Source organism: Pelolinea submarina, assembly GCF_003966975.1.
Taxonomy (GTDB): domain Bacteria; phylum Chloroflexota; class Anaerolineae; order Anaerolineales; family Anaerolineaceae; genus Pelolinea; species Pelolinea submarina.
The window spans coordinates 2,144,691-2,166,283 of the sequence record NZ_AP018437.1 but is presented as its reverse complement, the minus strand read 5'-3'; the positions used below and the strand labels follow the sequence as shown (position 1 = coordinate 2,166,283).

The 21,593-nt window shown below is 46.5% G+C and carries 18 protein-coding genes and 2 tRNA genes; 7 read left to right on the top strand and 13 right to left on the bottom strand.

Going from position 1 to position 21,593, the window contains the following annotated elements; translation table 11 throughout:
- The first annotated feature begins 4 nt into the window (after positions 1–4).
- The 4 genes from Pelsub_RS09590 to Pelsub_RS15665 all read left to right on the top strand — a co-directional run bounded on the left by Pelsub_RS09590 (position 5) and on the right by Pelsub_RS15665 (position 3,013).
- A complete protein-coding gene (locus Pelsub_RS09590) occupies positions 5–1,099 on the top strand; it encodes an FtsW/RodA/SpoVE family cell cycle protein (RefSeq protein ID WP_116223955.1) in 1,095 nt (364 codons plus the stop codon).
- A gap of 13 nt (positions 1,100–1,112) precedes the next feature.
- A complete protein-coding gene (gene gltX, locus Pelsub_RS09585; protein WP_116223956.1) occupies positions 1,113–2,591 on the top strand; it encodes a glutamate--tRNA ligase in 1,479 nt (492 codons plus the stop codon).
- A gap of 54 nt (positions 2,592–2,645) precedes the next feature.
- A tRNA-Gln gene (locus Pelsub_RS09580) sits at positions 2,646–2,716 on the top strand.
- 132 nt (positions 2,717–2,848) lie between these two features.
- Positions 2,849–3,013: a hypothetical protein gene (locus Pelsub_RS15665; RefSeq protein ID WP_158675065.1), complete on the top strand. Its 165-nt coding sequence runs from the start codon at positions 2,849–2,851 to the stop codon at positions 3,011–3,013.
- A 98-nt stretch (positions 3,014–3,111) separates the two neighbouring features.
- Here Pelsub_RS15665 and Pelsub_RS09570 read toward each other — a convergent pair whose 3' ends face one another.
- From Pelsub_RS09570 to Pelsub_RS09560, 3 genes are all read right to left on the bottom strand, one after another.
- Positions 3,112–5,334: a RelA/SpoT family protein gene (locus tag Pelsub_RS09570; RefSeq protein ID WP_116223957.1), complete on the bottom strand. Its 2,223-nt coding sequence runs from the start codon at positions 5,332–5,334 to the stop codon at positions 3,112–3,114.
- Between the two features lie 123 nt (positions 5,335–5,457).
- Positions 5,458–6,117, bottom strand: a complete 660-nt coding sequence (locus Pelsub_RS09565) for an HAD family hydrolase (RefSeq protein WP_116223958.1) — start codon at positions 6,115–6,117, stop codon at positions 5,458–5,460.
- A 15-nt stretch (positions 6,118–6,132) separates the two neighbouring features.
- Entirely contained in the window at positions 6,133–7,227 is a 1,095-nt protein-coding gene (locus Pelsub_RS09560) for an Ldh family oxidoreductase (protein ID WP_198418333.1), read from the bottom strand.
- A 132-nt stretch (positions 7,228–7,359) separates the two neighbouring features.
- Between Pelsub_RS09560 and pfkA the strand changes: the two genes are divergently transcribed.
- Positions 7,360–8,328 (top strand): 6-phosphofructokinase, encoded by a 969-nt coding sequence (gene pfkA, locus Pelsub_RS09555; RefSeq protein WP_116223960.1) that lies wholly within the window; start codon positions 7,360–7,362, stop codon positions 8,326–8,328.
- 41 nt (positions 8,329–8,369) lie between these two features.
- Here the strand turns inward: pfkA and prfB are convergent.
- The 6 genes from prfB to Pelsub_RS09525 form a co-directional block, all read right to left on the bottom strand.
- Positions 8,370–9,450 (bottom strand): peptide chain release factor 2 gene (gene prfB / locus Pelsub_RS09550; protein WP_174233255.1). Its coding sequence is split into 2 segments (ribosomal slippage): positions 8,370–9,383 and positions 9,385–9,450, totalling 1,080 coding nucleotides; the frame shifts between segments, so codons are not numbered across the junction.
- A 38-nt stretch (positions 9,451–9,488) separates the two neighbouring features.
- Positions 9,489–10,523, bottom strand: a complete 1,035-nt coding sequence (rlmN, locus tag Pelsub_RS09545; RefSeq protein ID WP_116223962.1) for a 23S rRNA (adenine(2503)-C(2))-methyltransferase RlmN — start codon at positions 10,521–10,523, stop codon at positions 9,489–9,491.
- A gap of 21 nt (positions 10,524–10,544) precedes the next feature.
- Positions 10,545–11,333, bottom strand: a complete 789-nt coding sequence (locus Pelsub_RS09540) for an HAD-IIA family hydrolase (RefSeq protein ID WP_116223963.1) — start codon at positions 11,331–11,333, stop codon at positions 10,545–10,547.
- A 76-nt stretch (positions 11,334–11,409) separates the two neighbouring features.
- On the bottom strand, positions 11,410–12,012 hold the full coding sequence (locus Pelsub_RS09535; RefSeq protein ID WP_116223964.1) for an ATP-dependent Clp protease proteolytic subunit: 603 nt from the start codon (positions 12,010–12,012) through the stop codon (positions 11,410–11,412).
- A gap of 76 nt (positions 12,013–12,088) precedes the next feature.
- Positions 12,089–13,516 (bottom strand): trigger factor, encoded by a 1,428-nt coding sequence (gene tig, locus Pelsub_RS09530; protein ID WP_158675064.1) that lies wholly within the window; start codon positions 13,514–13,516, stop codon positions 12,089–12,091.
- Between the two features lie 25 nt (positions 13,517–13,541).
- A tRNA-Leu gene (locus tag Pelsub_RS09525) sits at positions 13,542–13,623 on the bottom strand.
- Between the two features lie 97 nt (positions 13,624–13,720).
- Here Pelsub_RS09525 and Pelsub_RS09520 point away from each other — a divergent pair.
- Positions 13,721–14,134: a hypothetical protein gene (locus Pelsub_RS09520; RefSeq protein WP_126440477.1), complete on the top strand. Its 414-nt coding sequence runs from the start codon at positions 13,721–13,723 to the stop codon at positions 14,132–14,134.
- Between the two features lie 74 nt (positions 14,135–14,208).
- Here Pelsub_RS09520 and Pelsub_RS09515 read toward each other — a convergent pair whose 3' ends face one another.
- On the bottom strand, positions 14,209–16,320 hold the full coding sequence (locus tag Pelsub_RS09515; RefSeq protein ID WP_198418332.1) for an acetate--CoA ligase family protein: 2,112 nt from the start codon (positions 16,318–16,320) through the stop codon (positions 14,209–14,211).
- Between the two features lie 205 nt (positions 16,321–16,525).
- Here Pelsub_RS09515 and Pelsub_RS09510 point away from each other — a divergent pair, with 205 nt between their 5' ends.
- Positions 16,526–17,887, top strand: a complete 1,362-nt coding sequence (locus tag Pelsub_RS09510; RefSeq protein ID WP_116223967.1) for a glycerate kinase type-2 family protein — start codon at positions 16,526–16,528, stop codon at positions 17,885–17,887.
- A gap of 10 nt (positions 17,888–17,897) precedes the next feature.
- On the opposite strand, the gene Pelsub_RS09505 is transcribed toward Pelsub_RS09510, so the two are convergent.
- From Pelsub_RS09505 to secD, 3 genes are all read right to left on the bottom strand, one after another.
- Positions 17,898–18,926 carry an NAD-dependent epimerase/dehydratase family protein gene (locus tag Pelsub_RS09505; protein ID WP_116223968.1) on the bottom strand — a complete coding sequence of 343 codons (1,029 nt, stop codon included), beginning with the start codon at positions 18,924–18,926 and terminating at the stop codon, positions 17,898–17,900.
- A gap of 97 nt (positions 18,927–19,023) precedes the next feature.
- The gene (secF, locus tag Pelsub_RS09500) at positions 19,024–19,959 is read right to left on the bottom strand and encodes a protein translocase subunit SecF (RefSeq protein ID WP_116223969.1); all 936 of its coding nucleotides are present in this window, start codon (positions 19,957–19,959) and stop codon (positions 19,024–19,026) included.
- 12 nt (positions 19,960–19,971) lie between these two features.
- Positions 19,972–21,432: a protein translocase subunit SecD gene (gene secD, locus Pelsub_RS09495; RefSeq protein WP_116223970.1), complete on the bottom strand. Its 1,461-nt coding sequence runs from the start codon at positions 21,430–21,432 to the stop codon at positions 19,972–19,974.
- Between the last annotated feature and the right edge of the window lie 161 nt (positions 21,433–21,593).

Genomic DNA, 21,593 nt, shown 5'->3' with positions numbered 1-21,593 from the left:
TAAAATGAAGCGAATTATCTGGCGAAATTTCGATTTCTGGCTCTTTGGTGCTGCCATTTTCCTGAGCATCTTTGGCATCATGATGATCCAATCTGCCATAGCCGGAAATGTAAACCTGGAACAAGCCGTATCCCGGCAGCCGTTGTATCTGGCTGGCGGAACGGTTTTGATGTTGATCATGGCAGCAATTGATTACCATTACTGGGGATCGTTGGCCCGATTCATCTACATTTTTGCCATCGCTTCACTGATCGTAATTTACGTGGTTGGAGAGGTTAGTTATGGATCAGCCCGTTGGTTGGATACGGGTGTCATCATGATCCAACCCTCTGAAATTGTGAAGATCCTGATGATTATGGTTTTGGCTGATTATTTTGCCAAGAATTATGATAAACCCCATGACATGAAATGGATAATCCAAAGTTTTTTGATGACGTTTGGTGTGGTCATTTGGATTTTGCTTCAACCGAATTTAAGTACCTCAATCGTTATCATGGTAATCTGGGCCGCGCTTCTGTGGATCAGTGGATTACCTTTGAAATACTTGCTCATTTTGGGAATAGTAGGACTTGTTTTGATAGCAGCCGCGTTTCCGCTTTTGGAAGACTATCAAAGAGGCCGCATTCTTAACTTCATTTTCCCCGACCCGGAAGCCAGTTATGGCGATACCTATAATGTGGAACAAGCATTAATTACCATTGGCTCTGGCGGACTCTTGGGGCAGGGTTATGGACAGGGCACACAAGTTCAATTAAGGTTCCTAAAAGTACGGCACACCGACTTTATATTTTCGGCTATGGCGGAGGAATTCGGTTTTGTCGGCACGATGGTGGTCATGCTGTTGATCGTATTTGTCATTTGGCGCTGCCTGGAAGTTGGGCGCTCTGCCAGCGACCTGTATGGTTCATTGATCGCATATGCCTATGCAGCCATGCTGTTTTTTCAGGCAGCCGTGAATATCGGTGTAAACCTGAACGTTGTGCCTGTTTCCGGGTTGCCATTGCCATTTGTCAGTTACGGAGGCAGTTCACTGCTCAGCACCATTCTGGGCATCGGACTGGTTGAAAGCGTATCCCTGCGAAAGGGAAATATTAGTTAGCATCTGGAGGAAGATGTCACAGGAAAACCATTATCGAGTTCGATTTGCCCCTTCGCCTACCGGCCATGTTCATTTGGGATCGGCGCGGACGGCATTATATGATTACCTAATTGCCAAACAGACACAAGGGCAATTTATCCTGAGAATTGAAGATACTGACCGTAAAAGGCTCGTAGAAGGCGCAGAAGAAGAACTGATGAACAGTATGCGCTGGTTAGGGATTGATTGGGATGAAGGTCCCGATAAGGGCGGCCCGTACGGACCCTACCGGCAATCGGAAAGAAAAGAAATTTACCAAAAATTCGCCCATGAGCTGATTGAAAAGGACATGGCGTATTATTGTTTTTGTTCCTCGGAGCGTTTATCGAAAGTAAGGCAGGAAAAACAAAAAGACAAACAGCTTCCCCATTATGATGGGTTTTGCCGCAATCTGAACAAAGCAGAGGCCGAAGAGCGGGTAAAGAACGGAGAACCACACGTTATCCGCTTCAAATCCCCCAAACAGGGCACTACTGTAGTGCACGACTTACTGCGCGGCGATATTGTATTTGAGAATGCAAACCTGGATGATTTTATCCTGGTGAAATCTGATGGTTGGGCTTTATATCACCTGGCCGCGATTGTGGATGATTATTTAATGAAAGTTACCCACGTAATCCGCGGATCGGAATGGCTGCCTACTTCTCCTTTGCACAGCCTGATTTGGCAGGCATTTGGATGGAAAGAACCGGTATGGGTGCATTTATCCGTGTTCCTAAAACCAAGTGGAAAAGGAAAGATGAGCAAGCGTGAAGCGGCCGACCTGAGTAATGACGGCTATTCCATTTTTATCAAGGACCTTGAAGATTTGGGATATTTACCGGAAGCAGTGATCAATTGGGTGGCGCTGATGGGGTGGAGTTACGACGACCATACCGAATTCTTTACCCTGGATGATCTGGTAGAGAAATTCTCGCTGGAAAAATTGAATCCCTCTCCGGCCGCAATCAACTTCTCCAAGCTGGATTATTTCAACAAGCAACATATTAAAGTGCTGGATGACACCGATTTGGGTGGGCGTATCCAACCTTTCTTTGAAAAAGCGGGTTATAACGTGACTATCAAGGATATGGAAGCCATTGCGCCTCTGGTCAGAGACCGTATCACGACGCTGGATGATTCTGTAGAAAAGTGCGCGTTCCTTTTCAAGAACTCAATTACGCATGCACCAGAATCATTGGCAATTGAAGGCAAAACCAGCCAGGAAACCCACCGGATTGGCGAAGGGGCTCTGAACGTGATAAACAGAGTTTCTGATTGGACAATTGCGGTGCTGGAGGAAAAACTAACGGATTATATGAATCAGAATGAGCTCACTCCAAAAGAATTCTTCAGTTTCCTGCGGGAAGCAATTTCCGGTCAGCGTGCGACCCCGCCTTTGTTTGATTGCATGCAGGTTTTAGGCAAAGAACGCACTATTCAAAGGGTTGAAGAAAGTTTAAAATTAATTTAAGAAAAATCTATGTGCGGGAATAAAAAAGTGGTAAAATAATGCCCGCACCCATTTTGGGGGCTCGTCTAACGGCAGGACTGCAGACTCTGAATCTGTATATAGAGGTTCGAATCCTTTGCCCCCAGCCTAAACGCTCCGGAAGGGGCGTTTTTTATTTAACCGATTTAACAGGATATTAATAATTATTATGTATAGTTAGAAATAAAACCGCATATATAATCAAATTATCAAATATTCTGGCTTGAAGGAGAAATACTATGGGTAAAAAAGACAAGGACGAAAAGGAAAAGAAACACAAGAAAGATAAAGTAGAAAACTTGGACAAGAAGGATAAAAAGGAAAAGAAAGAAAAGAAAGAGAAAAAAGAAAAAAAGGATAAGAAAGAAAAGAAGGAAAAGAAAGAGAAAAAAGACAAGAAATAACTTTAAACAAGTTTTTTGAAACCAGCGACAGGGGGTGTATATAAAAAAATTGCTTCATTTCATTCTGAAGCGTTATTGGTTCACGTTATTTAAAGAATTTATCCGGGTTTGACACGGAAGGCTTCCATTACATTTGGAAGGGATTCCATGAGTGTGAGTACGCGGCTTAACTGGCTGATATCACCAATGTCCAATAACAAATTGATCGTAGCCAGATTATTGGAGATGGTGATATGGATGTCGCGCATGTTGATGCCTTCATTGCCGAGCACTGTGGAAATATCGCCCATCAAGCCCTGGCGGTCGTAAGCCTTAATCATGATGGAAACCGGGAAGGTGCGTTTGGCTTCGCCCCAGCTGACCTTTACCAGGCGTTCCCTGTCCTTCATGCGCAGGATATTGGGACAGTCATTGCGATGGATAGTCGCGCCACGCCCACGGGTGATATAGCCGACAATCTCGTCTCCAGGAGCAGGGTTGCAGCACTTAGCGAAACTGGTCAGGATGCCTTTCAATCCCAGAACGTTGACAGATTCGCTGTCTTTGCGTTCAACCGCCACCGGAGAAACGGTGAAGAGCGGATCACTATTTTCTTTTTCAACTTCCTGAATATGGTTGATGATCTTGCCAATAGCCAAATCACCACAGCCCAGAGCCACGTACAGGTCCTCAGAGCCTTTATATTCAAAGTACTTACCCAGATCGTCGATATCGAGGTCTACAATCCCCAGACGTTTCAATTCCTTATCCAGAATTTCACGGCCCTGAGATAGGTTTTGTTCGCGATCCTGCTTTTTAAACCATTGGCGGATTTTGGCGCGCGCACGCTGGGTATTAACCAATCCCAAGTGCATATTCAGCCAATCACGTGAAGGACCGCCGCGTTTAGCAGTCAGAATCTCTACCTGGTCGCCGGTCTTAAGCTTGTAATCCAGTGGAACCAGTTTGCCATTGATCTTCGCGCCGCGGCAGCGGTTGCCGACCTCGGTATGCACGGCGTAGGCAAAGTCAATAGGCGTCGAACCGATGGGGAGGTCAATGATATCGCCGCGCGGCGTGAATACATATGCACGGTCTTCAAATACGTCGGATTTGACCCCATCAACGAATTCCTGGGCATCATCTACGTCCTGGCGCCATTCCATTAGCTTTCGCAGCCAAGTTACACGCTGCTGGTAGTGGTCGTCCTGATTGCCTTTTTCTTTATAAAGCCAGTGCGCAGCGATACCGTATTCAGCAGAGTGATGCATGGCTTCCGTACGAATTTGAACTTCCAGAGGTTTACCATCGTTATAAATTACAGAGGTGTGAATGGATTGATAGAAATTATCCTTCGGGGCGGCAATGTAATCGTCGAATTCGTTGGGAATCGGCCGCCAGTGAGTATGGATAATACCCAGAGCGGCATAACATGATGGAATGTCCTGCACAATCAGGCGCACACCGCGCAGATCGCGTACCATTTCAAAGGATTTATCCTTTTGAACCATCTTTTGATATATAGAATAAATATGCTTTGGACGCCCGCTGATTTCAGCTTTGATCCCGCCTTCACTGAGAACTTTTTCAAGCTCTGCAATGATTTTATTAACTTCTGCCTCACGATTCACACGGCGATCAGACAACTTTTCAGCGATGGCTTTATATTCTTCCGGCTGCGTATAGCGGAAAGCCAGATCTTCCAATTCCCATTTAATTTGCCAGATTCCCAGCCGATTGGCGAGGGGAGCAAAGATATCCATGGTCTCTTTGGCGATACGGTAGCGTTTTGATTCAGGGATGTAGCTCAAAGTGCGCATGTTGTGGAGACGATCGGCCAGTTTGATCATCACCACACGGACATCGTCCCCCATAGCCATCAGGGTTTTCCGCAGTGTTTCCGTGGCCAAGTCTTTCTTACGGCTTTTCTCAAGAGCCTCACCCATAATGAGTTGGTCTTCCTCAGAGTGGACTCCTGACGGGAGTTTTCCTTCATCTTCCCGCTTCCCGCCGCGCGAAACACGCGGGAGATTGGTCAGCTTTGTGACACCATCCACCAGAGATGCAATCTCATCTCCGAATTTATTCTTCAAATCATCCAGGGTTACTGAAGTGTCCTCAACCGTATCGTGCAGCAAGGCTGCCGCGATAATGACTGGCGGAACTTTCAATTCTGCCAGGATATATGCCACGGCAACACAGTGCGTGATGTAAGGTTCGCCGGAAGCGCGCAATTGACCGCGGTGAGCTTCTTCCGCCAATGTATAAGCATTCTTGATCAGTTCACGATCAACAACACTATAATTTTCCGGCAGAATCTTCAATAAATCTTCAAAAGTCATATATACCTGGCAAAAATAAGGTTACCATCTATTGTATGTTATGTATTATTCTACAAGAGTTAGAAAAATTTTGATAGAAAGACCTTAAAATTACCTAAGATCATTCATAAATATTTGAGGAAATCAGGCGAACTTTTCCATTAAATCTGGCAGGCTAATATCCGCCAGGCTATCCAAGATCAGGTCAGCCTGGCTAAAATCGAATACTTTTGTGACCGGGTTGGGTACGGCCACGGCGACCAATCCGGCGGCCTTAGCGGATTGAATACCGTTGTAGGAATCTTCCAATGCGATGACTTCATGGGGTTGAAGACCGAATGTGTTCACTGTCAATGTGTACAATGCCGGATCGGGTTTGGGCGCAGACGCATCCTCAACGGTGTATACCACGTCAAAATACGGTTCAATCGCTTTACGCTTAATGTGATAGCCGACCCATTCCAATTTAGCGCTGGAAGCCAGGCCAACTTTGATTCCCAATTCCCGGGCAGTCTCCAGGTAATCCATGATGCCATCACACAGCGGTTCTTCATCGATCAATGCCACTTTGCGGCGTTTGAAATCCTGGAACACCGCATTCTGGTCTAATTTGCGTCCTAAGCGTTCTTCCAGTATTTTTATGGCCGATGCATCATCGTAGGTCATTCCAATATTCTGGATGTACTCCTGGAATGGAAAATCAATGTTGTAGCTTTTAAATAGCTCCTGCCAGGCTTTTAATTCGGGTGTCTCTGTATCAATAATTAATCCGTCAAAGTCAAAAACAATACCTTTAATTGTCATTTAATCCGCCGTCGTTTACTCAAGAGAAAGCTCAGCAATGTTGAGGATATCTTTGACGTGCAGCAGGTCTTTTTTCAGGTTGTCATTGATATAAACGCCATTCTTGCGAACATCTTTTTCGATGTAGTATTCTTTTTCACCGGCAGTGTAGATGCGGTCCTTGCCGGGCATTTTGCGGGAAGCCCGCAACTCACGCAAGAGGCCGCCCATATTATGCTTGAATTCATCCAGGGGCACAAAATTCTCGATGTTCATGGCCATGAAGAAATGACCTACTTTGAACCGAGTTTCCTTCCCATCCGCAGTTAAACCGGACAATGCGGATAGATAAGCGCCGGATTGCAGTGCTGAGGAGAGTATTTCCACGATGGTGGAGAGGTCATACCCTTTATGACTGCCGGATTCTTCTTTCGATCCGCCTAAGGGAAGCAGGGCAGCTTCATTGCTTACCAATTTCTGCAAAATTTCACCGGGGTTGGTTAGCGATTGGCCATCCGAACCGATGACCCAATCCGGGGAAGCCGGTTGATCATTCTTTCGATGCAATACCTCGATTTTGCCGCGTTGGGTGATGGAAGTGGCCGCGTCAAACAGGAAGGGGAACTCTTCGTCGGTGGGAGCGCCAAAAGCAATTGGGTTGGTTCCCAACATGGGCTGAACGCCGAAAGTGGGCGCAACCGAGGGACGGGCATTGGTAAAACTCATGCCAATCATACCGGCTGAAATTGCCATCAAGGGATAATAACCGTCGATTCCGAAGTGAGTGGAATTGCGAACGGCCACGGCACCCATCCCATATTGGTGCGCTTTATCTATGGCCATTTGCATGGATTGATGCGCGATGATCATGCCAATACCGTGCTGTCCATCGATAACCGCGGTGGTGGGGGATTCACGCACAATTTGCGGCTGAACATTGGTTTCAATCAAGCCCTTGTGAATACGGTCCACGTACATACGCAGGCGGCCGACCCCATGGGATTCAATTCCACGTAAGTCGGAAGTAATCAAAATTTCGGCGCAGGTCTGTGCATCCTGTTCAGATACACCGAGTTTGATAAAGGCTGTCTTCATAAAGTGCTGTAATTCATCAACTTGGATGTTTGTCATCGTCGGCTCCATTTCTCAATGTAAAAAACTTTGAAAGAATTTTAACATTCATTTAAATTACTAACGAGAAAAATACATAAAGTGGGATAATTGATGTTAGAATTTTTTTGATTATATTGACTTGGAGTATCTATGAAACGAATTGGAGTATTAACCAGCGGTGGCGATGCTCCCGGAATGAATGCCGCGATTCGCGCGGTTGTCAGGACGGGTGTGGCCAAGGGCTGGGAAGTATATGGAATCCGCGAAGGCTATAAGGGATTGATTGAAGGTAAGATGATTCCTTTGGGTGTTCGTGATGTTGGCGGTATTATTCAACGCGGCGGCACGGTTCTGGGAAGCGCGCGCTGCGAAGAGTTTAAGACCGAAGGTGGTCGTTTAAAAGCCATCCGTTCATTAAATGAAAATAGTATTGAAGGTTTGGTTGTTATTGGCGGAAACGGTTCTCAAACAGGAACCTTCAAACTGCATGAAATGGGGTTTCCGGTTGTGGGCGTAGCTTCCACCATCGATAACGATTTGGTGGGGACGGACATCACTATTGGTGTGGATACCGCTCTCAATATTGCCTTGGAGGCAATTGACCGTTTGAAAGTTACCGGTTCCTCTCACCAGCGGGGATTCCTGATTGAGGTTATGGGCCGCAAGTGCGGTTATCTGGCTTTGATGGCCGCAATCGCCGGCGGGGCGGAAACAGTGGTCATTCCCGAAGTGGAGTCTGATCCGGAAGAAATTGCTCAAATTCTGATTCATGCCTATGAAAAAGGAAAATCACACGCGATTGTGGTTGTAGCCGAAGGCGCCACATATAACGCGACGCGTTTGGCAGAGTATTTCAAACAACATGAAGATCGAATCGGGTTTGCACTGCGTGTGACCATACTGGGCCATGTCCAACGCGGCGGCGCTCCAGGCGCTTCCGACCGTATTCTTGCCAGTCGATTGGGCGCAGGAGCCACTGACGCGCTGGAAGCAGGTAAGTATGGCGTCTTAGTCGGTTGGGTAAATGGAAAAGTCCATACCACGCCTCTGGAAGAGGTAGTCGGAAAGACCAAAGAAATTGACATGGAGCTCTTTGAGCTGGCCAGAAAATTAGACTAAGAAAAATAAACTGAATAGAACAGAATAGAACCGGTAGAAAACTACCGGTTCTTTAAATATGCTTCAATAAATTCGTCCAAATCCCCGTCTAAAACTGCTTGCGTATTTCCCTTTTCGTATTCCGTGCGGTGGTCTTTCACCAGTTGATAGGGGTGCAAAACGTATGAACGGATTTGGCTGCCCCATTCCGCCTTCTGATATTCACCGCGTAATTTTGACAGGTTTTCTTCCTGCTCCACCAGCTTCAATTCATACAAACGACCGCGCAAGACTTTCATGGCGTTTTCACGGTTCTGCAGCTGCGAGCGTTCATTTTGACAGGATACGACAATGCCGGTCGGCTTATGGGTGATGCGGATGGCGGTGGCGTTTTTCTGCACGTTTTGGCCGCCTGCGCCGGAAGATTTGTAGATGTCGATGACCAAGTCATCCGGATTCAAGTCGATGGTGGGGTCTTCGGCGGCAACTTCAGGCAGAACTTCAACCTGGACGAAAGAAGTGTGGCGGCGATGGGCCGCGTCGAAAGGTGACAGGCGCACCAGACGATGCACGCCTTTTTCGGCGCGCAAATACCCGTACGCGTAAGGCCCTTCGATTAGAATTGTGGCGCTTTTTATACCCGCTTCTTCTCCTTCGGTCTGGTGAATGGTTTCAATTTTATAGCCACGGTTCTCAGCCCAGCGGAGATACATCCGCAAAAGCATGGCTGCCCAATCCTGGGCATCCGTTCCGCCGGCACCGGAATTGATGGATAGTAATGCGTTGCCTTTATCATACGGCCCGGATAGAAGGGTAGTAATCTCAAGGCGATCCAGATCACCTTCCATCTTGGCTGCTTCCTGTTCCAGCTCGTCACGGAAACTTTCATCACCGCTGGAAGCCAGATCCATGAAATCATTTACCCGGTTGGATAAACCGTACCAAAGATCCATTTCGGATTGGATATCCGAAATTTCCTTCATCACTTGCTGCGCGTTTTTATTATCCTGCCAGAAACTTTCCCCCTCGGATTCTTTTTTTAATTTCGATAATTTTGACTGCTTTTTACCCCAGTCAAAGATGCTCCATAAGTTCAGTGATACGTTGACGTAATTCCTCAAATCGGTTGACCAAATCTTGCATAATTCCTCCAAAAAGCTATTAAGCTATTTTAACTTGTTTTATTTGCGCATTCTTCCCGCAAGTTGTCCGCAGGCAGCCTGGATATCCGATCCCTGACTGTTGCGGATAGAAGTGGGAATATTGTGAGAAAGCAGAATATGTCCGAATGCGTTCATAGTTTGATGGCTGGGTGTCCGGCCGGGATAATGCGCGGTGGGATTTAACCCAATCAAGTTGACGTGGCAAAGCATTCCGCTTAAAAGAGCCGCTAATTCTTCCGCCTGTTGCGGTTGATCGTTCACGCCATTGATCAGAACGTATTCGAATGTGATGCGGCGATTGGTGGCTTTAATATACTGGCGGCAAGCCTGCATAAGTTCGGATATATGAATCCTGGCGGCCACTGGCACCAATTCGCGGCGCAGCGCGTCATTTGGCGCGTGCAGGGAGACAGCCAGGTTTATTTGCAGACCTTCCTGAGCAAAGCGCAAGATTTTATCGGGAATACCGATGGTTGAAATGGTAATACGCCGTGCGCCGATATTCATACCGAAATTGTCGTTGAATCGCTTTACAGCGTCCAGAGTGGCCTCAAAATTGAGGAAAGGCTCCCCCATGCCCATTAATACGATGTTGGTGATGTGCTCGCCCTGCTGGCTGAGCAAACGCGATAAATGAATAACCTGTTCGACGATTTCACCGCTGGTCAGATCACGGAAAAAACCAAATTTACCGGTCGCGCAGAAAACACAACCAACCGGGCATCCGGATTGCGTGGAGATACACAGGGTAATGCGGTCGTTATTTCTTAAAATGACGGATTCAACAAAATTCCCATCTGAAAGAGAAAAAAGATATTTGGTGGATTGTTGGTCCAGCGCAGATGTTTCATCCAAAACATTCAGCGATACCAGGGAATAGTGGCTTTCAAGAAATACGCGTAATTCCTTTGGGATATTGGTGAAATCTTGCCAGGAGGAATGCTGCAATTGGTAAACGCCCTGCCATATCTGTTTGGCTCGAAATCCCGGTTGGGAAAGGCCGCGCAGTTCATCCTCAAGGTCCTCGTATTGCAGGTCAAAAAAGTTATTCATCTTTATCGAGACTTTTCAGTACTAAACCTCTTCAAATAGTCCCATAATGTCGGGAATTACCAAATCAGGCTGCGGCTGCCACTGCTCAGCTTCTTCGCGAGTTGAAATCCCGGTGAGTACCATGGCTGTCTTGCAGCCGGATTTCTGCCCGCCCAGAATATCCGTATCGAGGCGGTCGCCGACTACCAGTGTTTCTTCGGGAGTTGTGTTCATGCGCTGCATGCCCAGCTCAAACAGGAAGGGAAGGGGCTTACCGGCTAGTTTGGCTTTTACGCCTGACGCGGCTTCCAGAGCAGCCAGGACCGTTCCGGCACCGGGAATGTTGCCTTCCGGTGTAGGATAAGTCGGATCCGGATTTGTGAAATAAAATGGCAGCCCTTTCTGGATCATCAGGGAGGTATCTTTGAGCATGTTATAGTCCAATTCACGGGTAAGGCCGGCTGCAACGGCTTGAGGGGCCTGTGTATCGTGGTAGAAGCCGAAATCCTTTAGCGTGTCATGCAGCGCTTTTTCTCCCATGATGTAGATAGGACCACCGTTGGGGAAGGTTTTCTTCAGTGAATACCCGGTAGCCATGGCCGAGGTCAAAACCTGCCAGGATTCAACGGATATGCCAAACCCAGCCAGTTTTTTGACGTATTGATCGACAGTGGCAGTGCCGTTATTGGTCGCGAACATGACCTGAATATTATTCTTTGAGAAAGCATTGAATAGTCCAGGCAAATCCACTAATGGAGTGGTCAACCGCCATAGGACGCCGTCCATGTCTAGAATGGCTGCCTTAACATTAAGTTTTTGGATTTGAAGCATATCCTCTCCTGTTCCTATAAAAAGCCGGATGGCCTTGGGGCATCCGGCTTAATTTTAGTTTATTTTCTGAAACGAACTATTTTTCTGGCGGGGTTAGGACTTTATCCACCAAACCATATTCAACGGCTTGATCCGCGCTCATGTAAAAATCGCGCTCGGTATCCCGCTCGATGACATCGATGGGCTGGCCGGTGCTTTCGGACATGATCTCATTCAGACGCGCTTTCAAGCGCAGGATTTCCTTCGCCTGAATCTCGATATCGGACGCCTGGCCTTGAGCACCGCCGAGCGGCTGGTGCATGTGGATGGTCGCGTGCGGCAGGGCATAACGATGGCCTTTGGTCCCGGCTGTTAAGAGCACGGTACCGAAAGAAGCGGTAACGCCTACTGCCACGGTGCTGATCTTGTTAGGGATCATGCGCATGGTATCAAAAATAGCCAGACCGGAATAGATTTGACCGCCGGGTGAGTTAATATACATGGAAATTTCCCGATCAGCATCTTCACGGCTCAAATATAACAACTGTGCAACGATGACATTGGCAACCTGGTCATCGATGGGTGTGCCAACAAAAATGATCCTCTCCCGTAAAAGCAGGGAATAGATATCATAAGCACGCTCACCGCGGCCGGAAGATTCCACTACCATCGGAATTACATTGTTGAAATTAGTGTTCATATTTTTTCACCTTATTTATTTTAGACTGCAATCATAAGGTATAACCGTAAAAAATAATATCAAAAATTTATTTGATTTATTCTTTAGGGTCAGTTTCTTCAGCGGCCGGTTCTTTCACGGCAGGCGTCTCGGCAACAGGTTCAGCTTCTGCTTTGGCAGCTTCTTTTTCTTTAGCTTCCATTTCACCGCTGGCGTATGCTTTCAGTTTTTCCAGGGTTTTCATATTCATCAAACGGGAAGCAGCCTGCATAACCGTGACATTTGCCAGTTTTTGAGTGGTGAACTGTTTTTGCAGCTTTTGGAAATCCGGCGCCGATTGCATTTGCATGAAGGAACGGGTGTATTCCTGTTGCAGCTCGGCCTGGTCCAATTCAATTTTCTCCGTGCGGCTGACTTCATCCATAACCAATGAATGCTCCAAACGCTTTTGCGCAGCCGGCTTGATATCCTTTTCAATGAAATCTTCTTTTTCGCGCGAGTTGATTTTGAGGTAGGTATCCAGATCCAGGTTCTGTTTGGCCAGGTTGGATTCAAAATTGCTCAACACATCGTTGATTTCATCTTCCAGAGCCAATGGGGGATATTTGACAACTGATTTCTTAACCAGTTTGTCCAGCAGCTCATCATAGTATTTGTTGTCATACTCATTGCGTTTTTCTGTTTCGAGCTGCAATTTGATGGATTCTTTGACAGTTTTCAAATCCTCAAGGCCTAGGGTCTTGGCGAATTCATCGTCCAATTCCGGTTTGATCAATTTCTTGACGTTTTCCAAACGGACTTTGAATTTGACTTCTTTCCCGCGCAGATGCTCGAAATCGGAGTCTTTGGGATATTTATGAGTGAATTCTTTTTCTTCACCCTTTGCCATACCGATAAAGTTGTCTGAAAAACCTTTGAAGGGGAATTGTTCTTCATCGGTATTTTCGCCTATGATTGCCTGGTGAGGGGTATCTTTCAGGATCTGTGCATCTTGGCCTTCATCCGGCTTAATCAACTCGGCATTGATAACCGCAGTAACCAAATAGCCATTCTCTGTTGGGCGGTCTACTTCTTCCGCGGTGGCATAATTGGTTTGCAGGTTCTTTAATACGACTTCAATTTCTTTTTCTGTGGTTTTGGGCAGTTTGTAGGGCGCTTTGAGTGTTTTATAATCTGCCAACTCAACTTCAGGCTCCAGGGGGATGGATAATTTAAATTTGGGCGGGTTCTTCTCGATAATGTCATCCAATTTACCGGGGCCGTATGGTTTGATTTCCGCTTCTTTCAAAATCTGAGGATAAAGTTCGTTGATGACGAGTTCAACTGCCCGCTCCTCAATATAATCCTCTCCATAGATTCGCTGAACTACATCATAAGGAGCCTTACCCGGACGGAAACCGGGAATCTTGGAATCCTTGGATATTTCGCGAGCAGCTTGTCCCTTACTTTTTTTGAATTGCTCCTCATCAGTTTCAACCGTGATTTCAACCTGATGATTTTCCAGTTGCTTCTTTTCGAACTTCAAAGTAATACCTCTTCAATAGATTTTATGGGGAAGGAGGGACTTGAACCCTCACGCCTTGCGACACATGATCCTAAGTCATGCCTGTCTGCCAATTCCAGCACTTCCCCAAAGCGCTAAAATTATATGCTAATGAAATACTACCGTCAACTGAAGTTTTCGTTATAATGTTCTCTCGAAATACTGAATACATAACTATGGAGCATCATGAGTAACATCGTACATTCGGAAACGCCAGGAAATAGACGATCAAAGTTATTGAAGCTGCTGGTAAACCTAATGCCGGATATCCAATCGCCCAAGTTGACCGGACAAAATCGCAATGATATTATCGCATTTGTTATCATTACCTTGGGTGAGGTAGAGAAATCGGTGGAAGCTACTTTAACCCCATGGGAGAAGCGCGGATATTGGACCAAAGCTGACCAATTCAGATTGGAATGGGAATGGGTTGCGAAAATAAAACAGCAAATAATTGACGAAGAAACCGAAAAAGGTTGGGGAAGCTGGCCGGGCGCTCTGGGTGATTTATTTGCCCACTTAGCCAGTGTGAAACCCACCCGGAAAAAGATGGGAGCCTTTTGGGAAGGATCCTACAAACTTTATCAATCGCAAAAGTAACTCTACTACTTGCAAGGGAAATAAAAAAAAGCTGTGGTTATGTAACCACAGCTTTTTATGTTTAAGGAAGATGCTTATTTCTTCTTCAGAATAATTCTGGCATCAGCAACTTTCAATCCGGATCCTTCTTCATATACCAGGACAGGATTGGCATCGGATTCGCTGATTTCGTCTTTGAGGTCGACGATCATATTGGCGTATAAGCAAATGGTATTGGCAAGCATCTTGCGATCGCGGGGTTTTTCACCGCGTGTACCGGCCAAAATGGGAGCAGCTTTGATTTCTGTCAGCATACTCTCAGCCTGTTTCGCGGAGAAAGGCGCCACCTTGAAAGTCACATCCTTCATGACTTCCACGAAAATACCGCCCAAACCGAACATCAGAGTAGGCCCAAAGGTCGGATCGTTGACTGAACCGAGAATGACTTCCGTTCCCCAGGGAGCCATTTCCTGGATGACGATACCATGAATGTTTGCGTCAGCTTTGTAGGCTTTGGCGTTTTTCATGATTTCTTTGTAGGCCTCGCGAACACCCTTTTCGTCGGTAATGTTGACTTTCACACCGCCGGCATCCGATTTATGCAGGATATCGGGGGATACGATTTTCATTACGACAGGGAAACCGATCTCTTCAGCAAATTTGACAGCTTCTTCTTCTGAAGTGGAGAGTTTTACTTTTGTGACAGGCATACCGTAGGCGCTGAAAATCTCTTTAGCTTCAATTTCAGTCAAAGCATTGCGATTTTCACTGCGAGCTTTGTTGATGACTTCCATCGCCAGTTTCTTATCGGCTTTTGCGTAGGTGAAGGGCTCATCATTCGCCGATTCGCGGATAATGGCATATTCGCGCAGGGCAGCCATGGCATTCAGGGCAATATCGGGCGCCTGGTAGGCGGGGATGCCATTTTCAACCAACCAATGCATGGCTTTTTCGCTGCGTTCACCGCCAACGAAGGAAACCGCAACCGGTTTGTCTTTGATGCCGGACTTTACAACAGCTTCTTTAATCGCTTGTGCAATACCCATGGGGTCAGTCATAGCCGTTTCGCAATACAACACTACCAAACCCTGGACCCATTTATGCGAGATGGAGAAGTTGACCGTTTCGAAATACCATTCATTACCGGCCATACCGGTCAGGTCAACCGGGTTCTTAGCGGAGCCGAATTCAGGCATGTGCTTTTTCAGTTCTTCCTGAACATCTTCCGGAGCGAATTTCAGGGGGATGCCGTACTTCTCAGCTGCATCTGTACCCAAAACGCCCACACCGCCGCCATTGGTGATGATGAGGACATTATCGTTTTTCAAAGGCGGCTGCAGGGAAAGCGCCAAAGTGCGGTCAAATAAATTGTCCAAATCCTCAGCCTGAATGATACCGGCCTGAGCGAAAGCGGATTTGTAAACTTTGGCCGCACCGGCCAGAGAGCCGGTATGGGAAGCAGCAGCGGCGGCGCCATGCGCGGAAACGCCGGATTTTAAAGCCACGATGGGTTTTTTGGCCTTACGACTGACGTCGATAACGCGCCGGCCATCTTTGAAGCCTTCAATGTATAGAGAAATGCAGGAGGTGTTGGGATCGTTATCCAGGAATTCAATTGTGTCGGCAAAGTTGACATCCGACATATTACCGATGGAAATCAGTTTGTCGAAACCGATACCGCGCATATAGGTGGCGGCATCAATACCGATCAAAAGGGCGCCACTTTGAGAAACCAGGGAGCCTTTACCATTGAAGGGCAGGAAGGGTGCGAAGGAACCATTGAATTTGTCGGAGTTGGATAAGATACCCACAATATTGGGGCCTAAAACACGCATACCGTAACTATGCGCTTTTTCAACAATTTCTTTTTCCAGATCCACCAGGCCGACTTCGGCAAACCCGGAAGTGATAATAGCTACACCTTTTACGCCGGCTTTTCCGCATTCATCGATAGTATCAGAGACAAATTTTGCCGGGATAGTAATTATTGCTAAGTCAATGGGCTTTTTTACATCTTGAATGGTGGGATAACATTTGAAACCGAGAATTTCATCGGCTTTAGGGTTAATCGGGTAAACGTTGCCTTCATATTTACTTTCTGTCAAATTGAGAACAACTGTATGACCAATTTTCCCTACTGTCGAAGAAGCGCCGATGACAGCAACTGATTTAGGTTTAAATAAACCGTTTAGAGTATCAATATCCACAATGGGACCTCCTGAAATTAAATATTTGATAGGTTTTGATAGATTTACAACTCATCAATGTAAATAGGATGAAAGAATGGTATTTATTTACAGAAGTATTTTACCTTCTCATCACACAAGTCATTATTTTACTCCGTTTTGCTTCAGGTAACTGTGAGGATATTGTAGAATTGGATATCAAATCAGCAATATAAGGAAATATGTCATGGGACGAAAATTTATTTCTTCAACACTGTGTTCTCAATATGAAATTGTCAATGACATCCTGGAAACAGCCTTGGAAGCTGTTGATCCATACCTGTGCACACGTAAATTTATAAAAATGAATCAATCCCGGTTGGAAATCGGCCAAAAGGTTCTCCTTTTGAATGAAATCGAGAATATTTACGTCATTGGGACGGGAAAAGCTGTCCTTCCCATGACAAAAGCTGTTTACGACGCATTGGGAAGCCTTATAAAAGGCGGCGTTATCATTGGAAAACATGCGGATAGGCAAACTATGGACCAATTGCCAGCATCAATTGAGATACTTTTTGGCGATCATCCTATCCCAACGGAAAAATCGCTGGAAAGCGCAAAAAGACTCGCTGATTTCAGCACGCGAATGACAAAAAATGACCTGGTAATTTGCCTTATTTCAGGCGGCGGTTCCTCTTTGATGACTTTACCGGTAGAACCGATTAGCCTGGCGGATATGCAGGCAGTTACCAGACAATTACTATTTTCAGGTGCAACCATCAATGAAGTGAATGCCGTTCGAAAGCATTTGGATAAGATAAAGGGCGGAGGACTGGCCAGGATGATCTGGCCTGCGAAATTGGCGACGCTAGTTCTTTCAGATGTAATCGGTGATTCGCTGGATGCTATTGCTTCCGGACCAACCGTTGCCGATCCAAGTACTTTTTCGGATGTACTGCAAATTGTTCAACGATATCAGATTGAAAAGAAGATTCCGGAAAATGTTATAGGAATAATTAAAAATGGCGCAGATGGCATGATTCCCGAGACTGTTAAAGAGGGAGATAAATGTTTACTAGATGCGCATACATTTATTATCGGCAGTCTGCAATTGGCAATCGACGCAGCCGGTCAACGGGCCAATCAAGCTGGAATTCATACGCATATATATAGCAGCGAAATAACCGGTGAAGCACGAGAAATTGGGGCACAACTCGCCTCCAAATTCTTGCAATTGATTGAAGAAAAGCGATCAGAACATAAGCCGATGCTGTTAATCGCAGGCGGCGAGACCACGGTTACTGTAAAGGGGAACGGTAAAGGCGGGCGTAACCAGGAAACGGCGCTCAGCGCGGCCTTACAGATCAAAGGCCGTCAGAGTTGCTTGTTTATCTCCCTGGCAACTGACGGGGAGGACGGCCCAACCGATGCTGCCGGTGCGGCTGTGAACGGATGGACGATTGCCGAAGGTTCTGCGCTGGACATGAAAGCAGAAGACTACCTGGCAAGGAACGATGCTTACAATTACCTGGATCGTGTAGGCAGCCTGATCAGGATTGGCCCGACAGGGACCAATGTCAACGATCTGGTTTTCGTATTTAATTTCTAGATAGCTTCGTTTAGCAGGAGCTGCTTGAATACCGATTCCGGATTGCGGGTATCAGGTACTCCTCAAATGCTTTGCGCATATCGTAATCCGGCTCCCAATTCCAGTCTTTACGCGCCGGGCTGTCATCGACATCCGCCGGCCAGCTGTCCACAATAGTTTGCCGTTGGGGATGCACGGCGTAATTGATTTGCGCTTCAGGGAAGGCTTTGCGAACATATTGCTCAATTTCAGCGGCCGTTGGGGAAAAGCTGGTTACGTTATAGCTGGTTTGCGTCAGATTAGCCATGGGCGCAGCTTCAAGCATCAGAAGGGCTTTAATGGCATCCGGCATAGCCATAAAGGGAATACGGGTATCTTCGCGTACAAAACAGTCGTAAGGGACGTTCTGAGCGGCGTAGTGCAGCATTTCAGGGCCAAAGTCACTGGTACCGCCGGTGGGGATTGTTTCCGCGCTGACCAATCCCGGGAATCGCAGGCAGCGGAAATCAACCGTGTTTTTCACCGGATCTTTTGCTAATTGGCGGTAATGCTTGGAGTAATAGCGCCCCAGGTTTTCACAGTAAATCTTATTGCAGCCATACATGGTATTGGGGCTGCAGAATTGATCTTCCCGAACTTTTCCTGAAGAGCGCTTTGATTCAATATTCGGAAGGCCGTAAACCGCAATTGAGCTGGGATAAATAAATTTAACTGGTTTACCCTGCCATTGAGACAGTTCTACGCCCAAGCGCAATAAGTTGATGGTGCCTTCCACGTTGATCTCGTGGGCAGCTTCAGGGTTGTATTCAGCCTTGGTTGACAGGATGGACGCTAAATGGAATATCGAGGTGATTTCATATTCCGCAATCAGCCGGCCCAGGAGCATCTTATCGAGAATGTCACCCACGATAAAACGTTCACAGTAAGGCATCAGACAATCATCCAGCGGTTTTAAATCCAACGCAACCACTCTAGCGCGGTTTTCCTTATGTATCTGAGTAATCAGACCGTGACCTATTTCCCCATTTGCTCCCGTAATCAAAATTACTTCTCGGCGCATTTTCACCTTCCTTGTATCTATCTTATACCGATAGTATATATAAAAAAAAGGGTTCTGATTTGACAATAAATCAGAACCCTTATAAATATTTTGTTTTTTATCCTTCTGTAGTTTTGGTTTTTCTAAACCAAGTCTTCCATTCCTTATTTTCCCATACAACCAGGATGGGGGAGGCAATAAAGATGGAGGAGTAAGTACCGCTGAGCAAACCAACCAACAGAATGATGCACATTTCGCGCAAAGTCGTTCCGCCAAATAATGCCAATGACAGCAATAAGAATTCACTGGTCATCAATTGGGTATTAATGGAGCGCTGCAGCGACTGAACAATCGAGTGGTTGACGATTTTTTCAAACGGGACGCGGCGCATGATAGGTGAGTTTTCACGAATGCGGTCGAAAACAACAATCTTGTCCTGTGTTGAAAAACCGATAACAGTCAGTAAGGCGGTCAGATAGAGCGAATCCATTTGCCAGCCGAACAATTGGCTACCGATTGCGCCGAGGCTGATGACGATAAGAATGTCATGCAGCATGGCAATAATGGCGCAAACACCATAGCGGAAAGCATGTTGAATTCCGCGGAACGCAAACGTGATGTAGATGATGACTGCCAGAGCGGAAATGGCGATGGCTAAAAGCGCCCTTTGAGTAACAGATTGACTGATGGAGGGGCCGACTGTGTCAAATTTCAATTCAACCAAATTCGAGTCAAAGTTAGTTTCCAGGCTTGAGATGATCGCGGTATGCTGTTCCTGTGTTAAGGAGGAAGATTTTATGACTGCGACAACTCCTTCATCGCTGTTGCTGAATTGAACCTGTGTGTCATTGATGCCGTTGTCTGTATAGAGGGCAATAACATCATCCATGGCAGGCGCTTTATCGGTTGCAAATTGAATTTCCAGCATGGAGCCACCGGTAAAGTCAATCGAAAGCGGCAGGCCGTGAATGGCAATAATGACCAATCCGGGGACGATCATTGCCAACGAGATAAAGAAAAATAGGTATCTTTTTCCAAGAATGTTTAATTTCATTTTCTAACCCTTCTAAATTCCAAACCATTTGGCTTTATCGGAATCTTTAAACCGATCGATAATGGAACTTAATAATGTCCTGGTGACAAACAAAGCGGTAAATAAGCTGATGACAACACCGATAGCCAGTGTCAGCGCGAAACCTTTCACAATACTTGCGCCAAATGTTGAACCGAACCAGAAGAGGATTGCGCTGGTGATCAGGGTAGCCAGGTTCGAATCACGGATGGAAGGCCACGCGCGGCTCCAGCCCAAATCGACTGCCTGTTGTAGATTCCGGCCACGCCGTAGTTCTTCTTTTAGACGTTCGAATTGAAGGATATTGGCGTCAAGTGCGCTGCCGACGCTCAAGAGGAAACCGGCGATACCCGGAAGCGTGAGCGTTACGGGAATAACCAAATAAATGGCGTAGGTAATCAAACCGAAAATCGTGATGGAAATGATTGCCACAAAACCGGGCACACGGTAATAGATCAGCATAAAGAGGGAGATGATCAAGAAGCCGATTGCAGCTGCAAGCAGGCTTTTATTCAATGAATCCTGACCAAGGGTCGGACCGACCACACGGCTTTCTGCGATCTCCAGTGAAACCGGCAGTGTGCCGTAAAAGAGGGTGATACGCAGATTGTTGGCCTCGTCATAGGTGTAGGCATTCTCGCCGGAACCACTGATGGCTCCTTCACCGGAAGTGATAGCTTGGTGAATAACCGGGGTGGAAACGATTTTATGGTCGAGAACGATTGCCAGCATTTTGCCGACATTATTTGTCGTGTAATCCGCAAAAGTCTGGGTTGCGTCCGATTTCAATTTGAAGGACACCGCGTAACCATCTGTAGGAGTCTGCGGAGCAGTGACGAAAACGTCTTCCAAATCCGCGCCGGTAATGACTGTATGATAGATCTTGTCGGTGGCAGGAGCAGCGGCCGCATCGGCAGCGGTGGTGTCCGTGCCGGCAGCGGCAGCTTCGGTGGCTGCAACAGTTGTAGTGGCTTCCGGAGCTACAGTCGCAGCTGCCTCGGGTGAGGTAGAATCTGTACTGCCAGACTTGGTACCGGTATAGTCCGTTTGAATGACGGTGCCGGGTTCGAGATACTCATCCCCGACATCGACGAATTCCAGCATACCTGTCTGCTTGATGACCGAGATAACCTCATCAATATTTTCCAGGCCAGGGAACTCACCGACAATATAGTTATCACCTGCAACCTGAAAGAGGACTTCACTAACGCCCAAAGCGTTCGCGCGGTTTTCCAAAATGGATGAGGCTACTTGAAGCGTTTCCTGATCGATTTGGTATCCTTCCGGCGCCTGCAAGACTACCTGCATGCCGCCGCGTAAATCGAGGCCGAGTTGGGCAGTAACATCCCGATTGAAAATCTTCTGCTTGACATTACCCAGAATTGGGAAGTCAATTAAGATTACTAAGATGACAACTACTATGATAAGAATGTTTCTTAACGCCTTATTCTTCATATGAAATAAATTCCTCTCTCAAACATAAACTAACAAGTTTAGAATTATACTCTCCTTGTAATTTTCATTGAATAAAAAAAAGGATTTAAGATAGAATGATTGTTGTCTTGACAGGAAAACAACCGTCTTCTATAATTGCAAGTCTGTGTAAGCTAGTAGAA

Excerpts from the sequence above, each read along its gene's own strand:
- Pelsub_RS09590 (WP_116223955.1), top strand. The coding sequence starts at position 5 with ATGAAGCGAATTATCTGGCGAAATTTCGATTTCTGGCTCTTTGGTGCT.
- gltX (WP_116223956.1), top strand. The coding sequence starts at position 1,113 with ATGTCACAGGAAAACCATTATCGAGTTCGATTTGCCCCTTCGCCTACC.
- Pelsub_RS15665 (WP_158675065.1), top strand. The coding sequence starts at position 2,849 with ATGGGTAAAAAAGACAAGGACGAAAAGGAAAAGAAACACAAGAAAGAT.
- Pelsub_RS09570 (WP_116223957.1), bottom strand. The coding sequence starts at position 5,334 with ATGACTTTTGAAGATTTATTGAAGATTCTGCCGGAAAATTATAGTGTT.
- Pelsub_RS09565 (WP_116223958.1), bottom strand. The coding sequence starts at position 6,117 with ATGACAATTAAAGGTATTGTTTTTGACTTTGACGGATTAATTATTGAT.
- Pelsub_RS09560 (WP_198418333.1), bottom strand. The coding sequence starts at position 7,227 with ATGACAAACATCCAAGTTGATGAATTACAGCACTTTATGAAGACAGCC.
- pfkA (WP_116223960.1), top strand. The coding sequence starts at position 7,360 with ATGAAACGAATTGGAGTATTAACCAGCGGTGGCGATGCTCCCGGAATG.
- rlmN (WP_116223962.1), bottom strand. The coding sequence starts at position 10,523 with ATGAATAACTTTTTTGACCTGCAATACGAGGACCTTGAGGATGAACTG.
- Pelsub_RS09540 (WP_116223963.1), bottom strand. The coding sequence starts at position 11,333 with ATGCTTCAAATCCAAAAACTTAATGTTAAGGCAGCCATTCTAGACATG.
- Pelsub_RS09535 (WP_116223964.1), bottom strand. The coding sequence starts at position 12,012 with ATGAACACTAATTTCAACAATGTAATTCCGATGGTAGTGGAATCTTCC.
- Pelsub_RS09520 (WP_126440477.1), top strand. The coding sequence starts at position 13,721 with ATGAGTAACATCGTACATTCGGAAACGCCAGGAAATAGACGATCAAAG.
- Pelsub_RS09510 (WP_116223967.1), top strand. The coding sequence starts at position 16,526 with ATGGGACGAAAATTTATTTCTTCAACACTGTGTTCTCAATATGAAATT.
- Pelsub_RS09505 (WP_116223968.1), bottom strand. The coding sequence starts at position 18,926 with ATGCGCCGAGAAGTAATTTTGATTACGGGAGCAAATGGGGAAATAGGT.
- secF (WP_116223969.1), bottom strand. The coding sequence starts at position 19,959 with ATGAAATTAAACATTCTTGGAAAAAGATACCTATTTTTCTTTATCTCG.
- secD (WP_116223970.1), bottom strand. The coding sequence starts at position 21,432 with ATGAAGAATAAGGCGTTAAGAAACATTCTTATCATAGTAGTTGTCATC.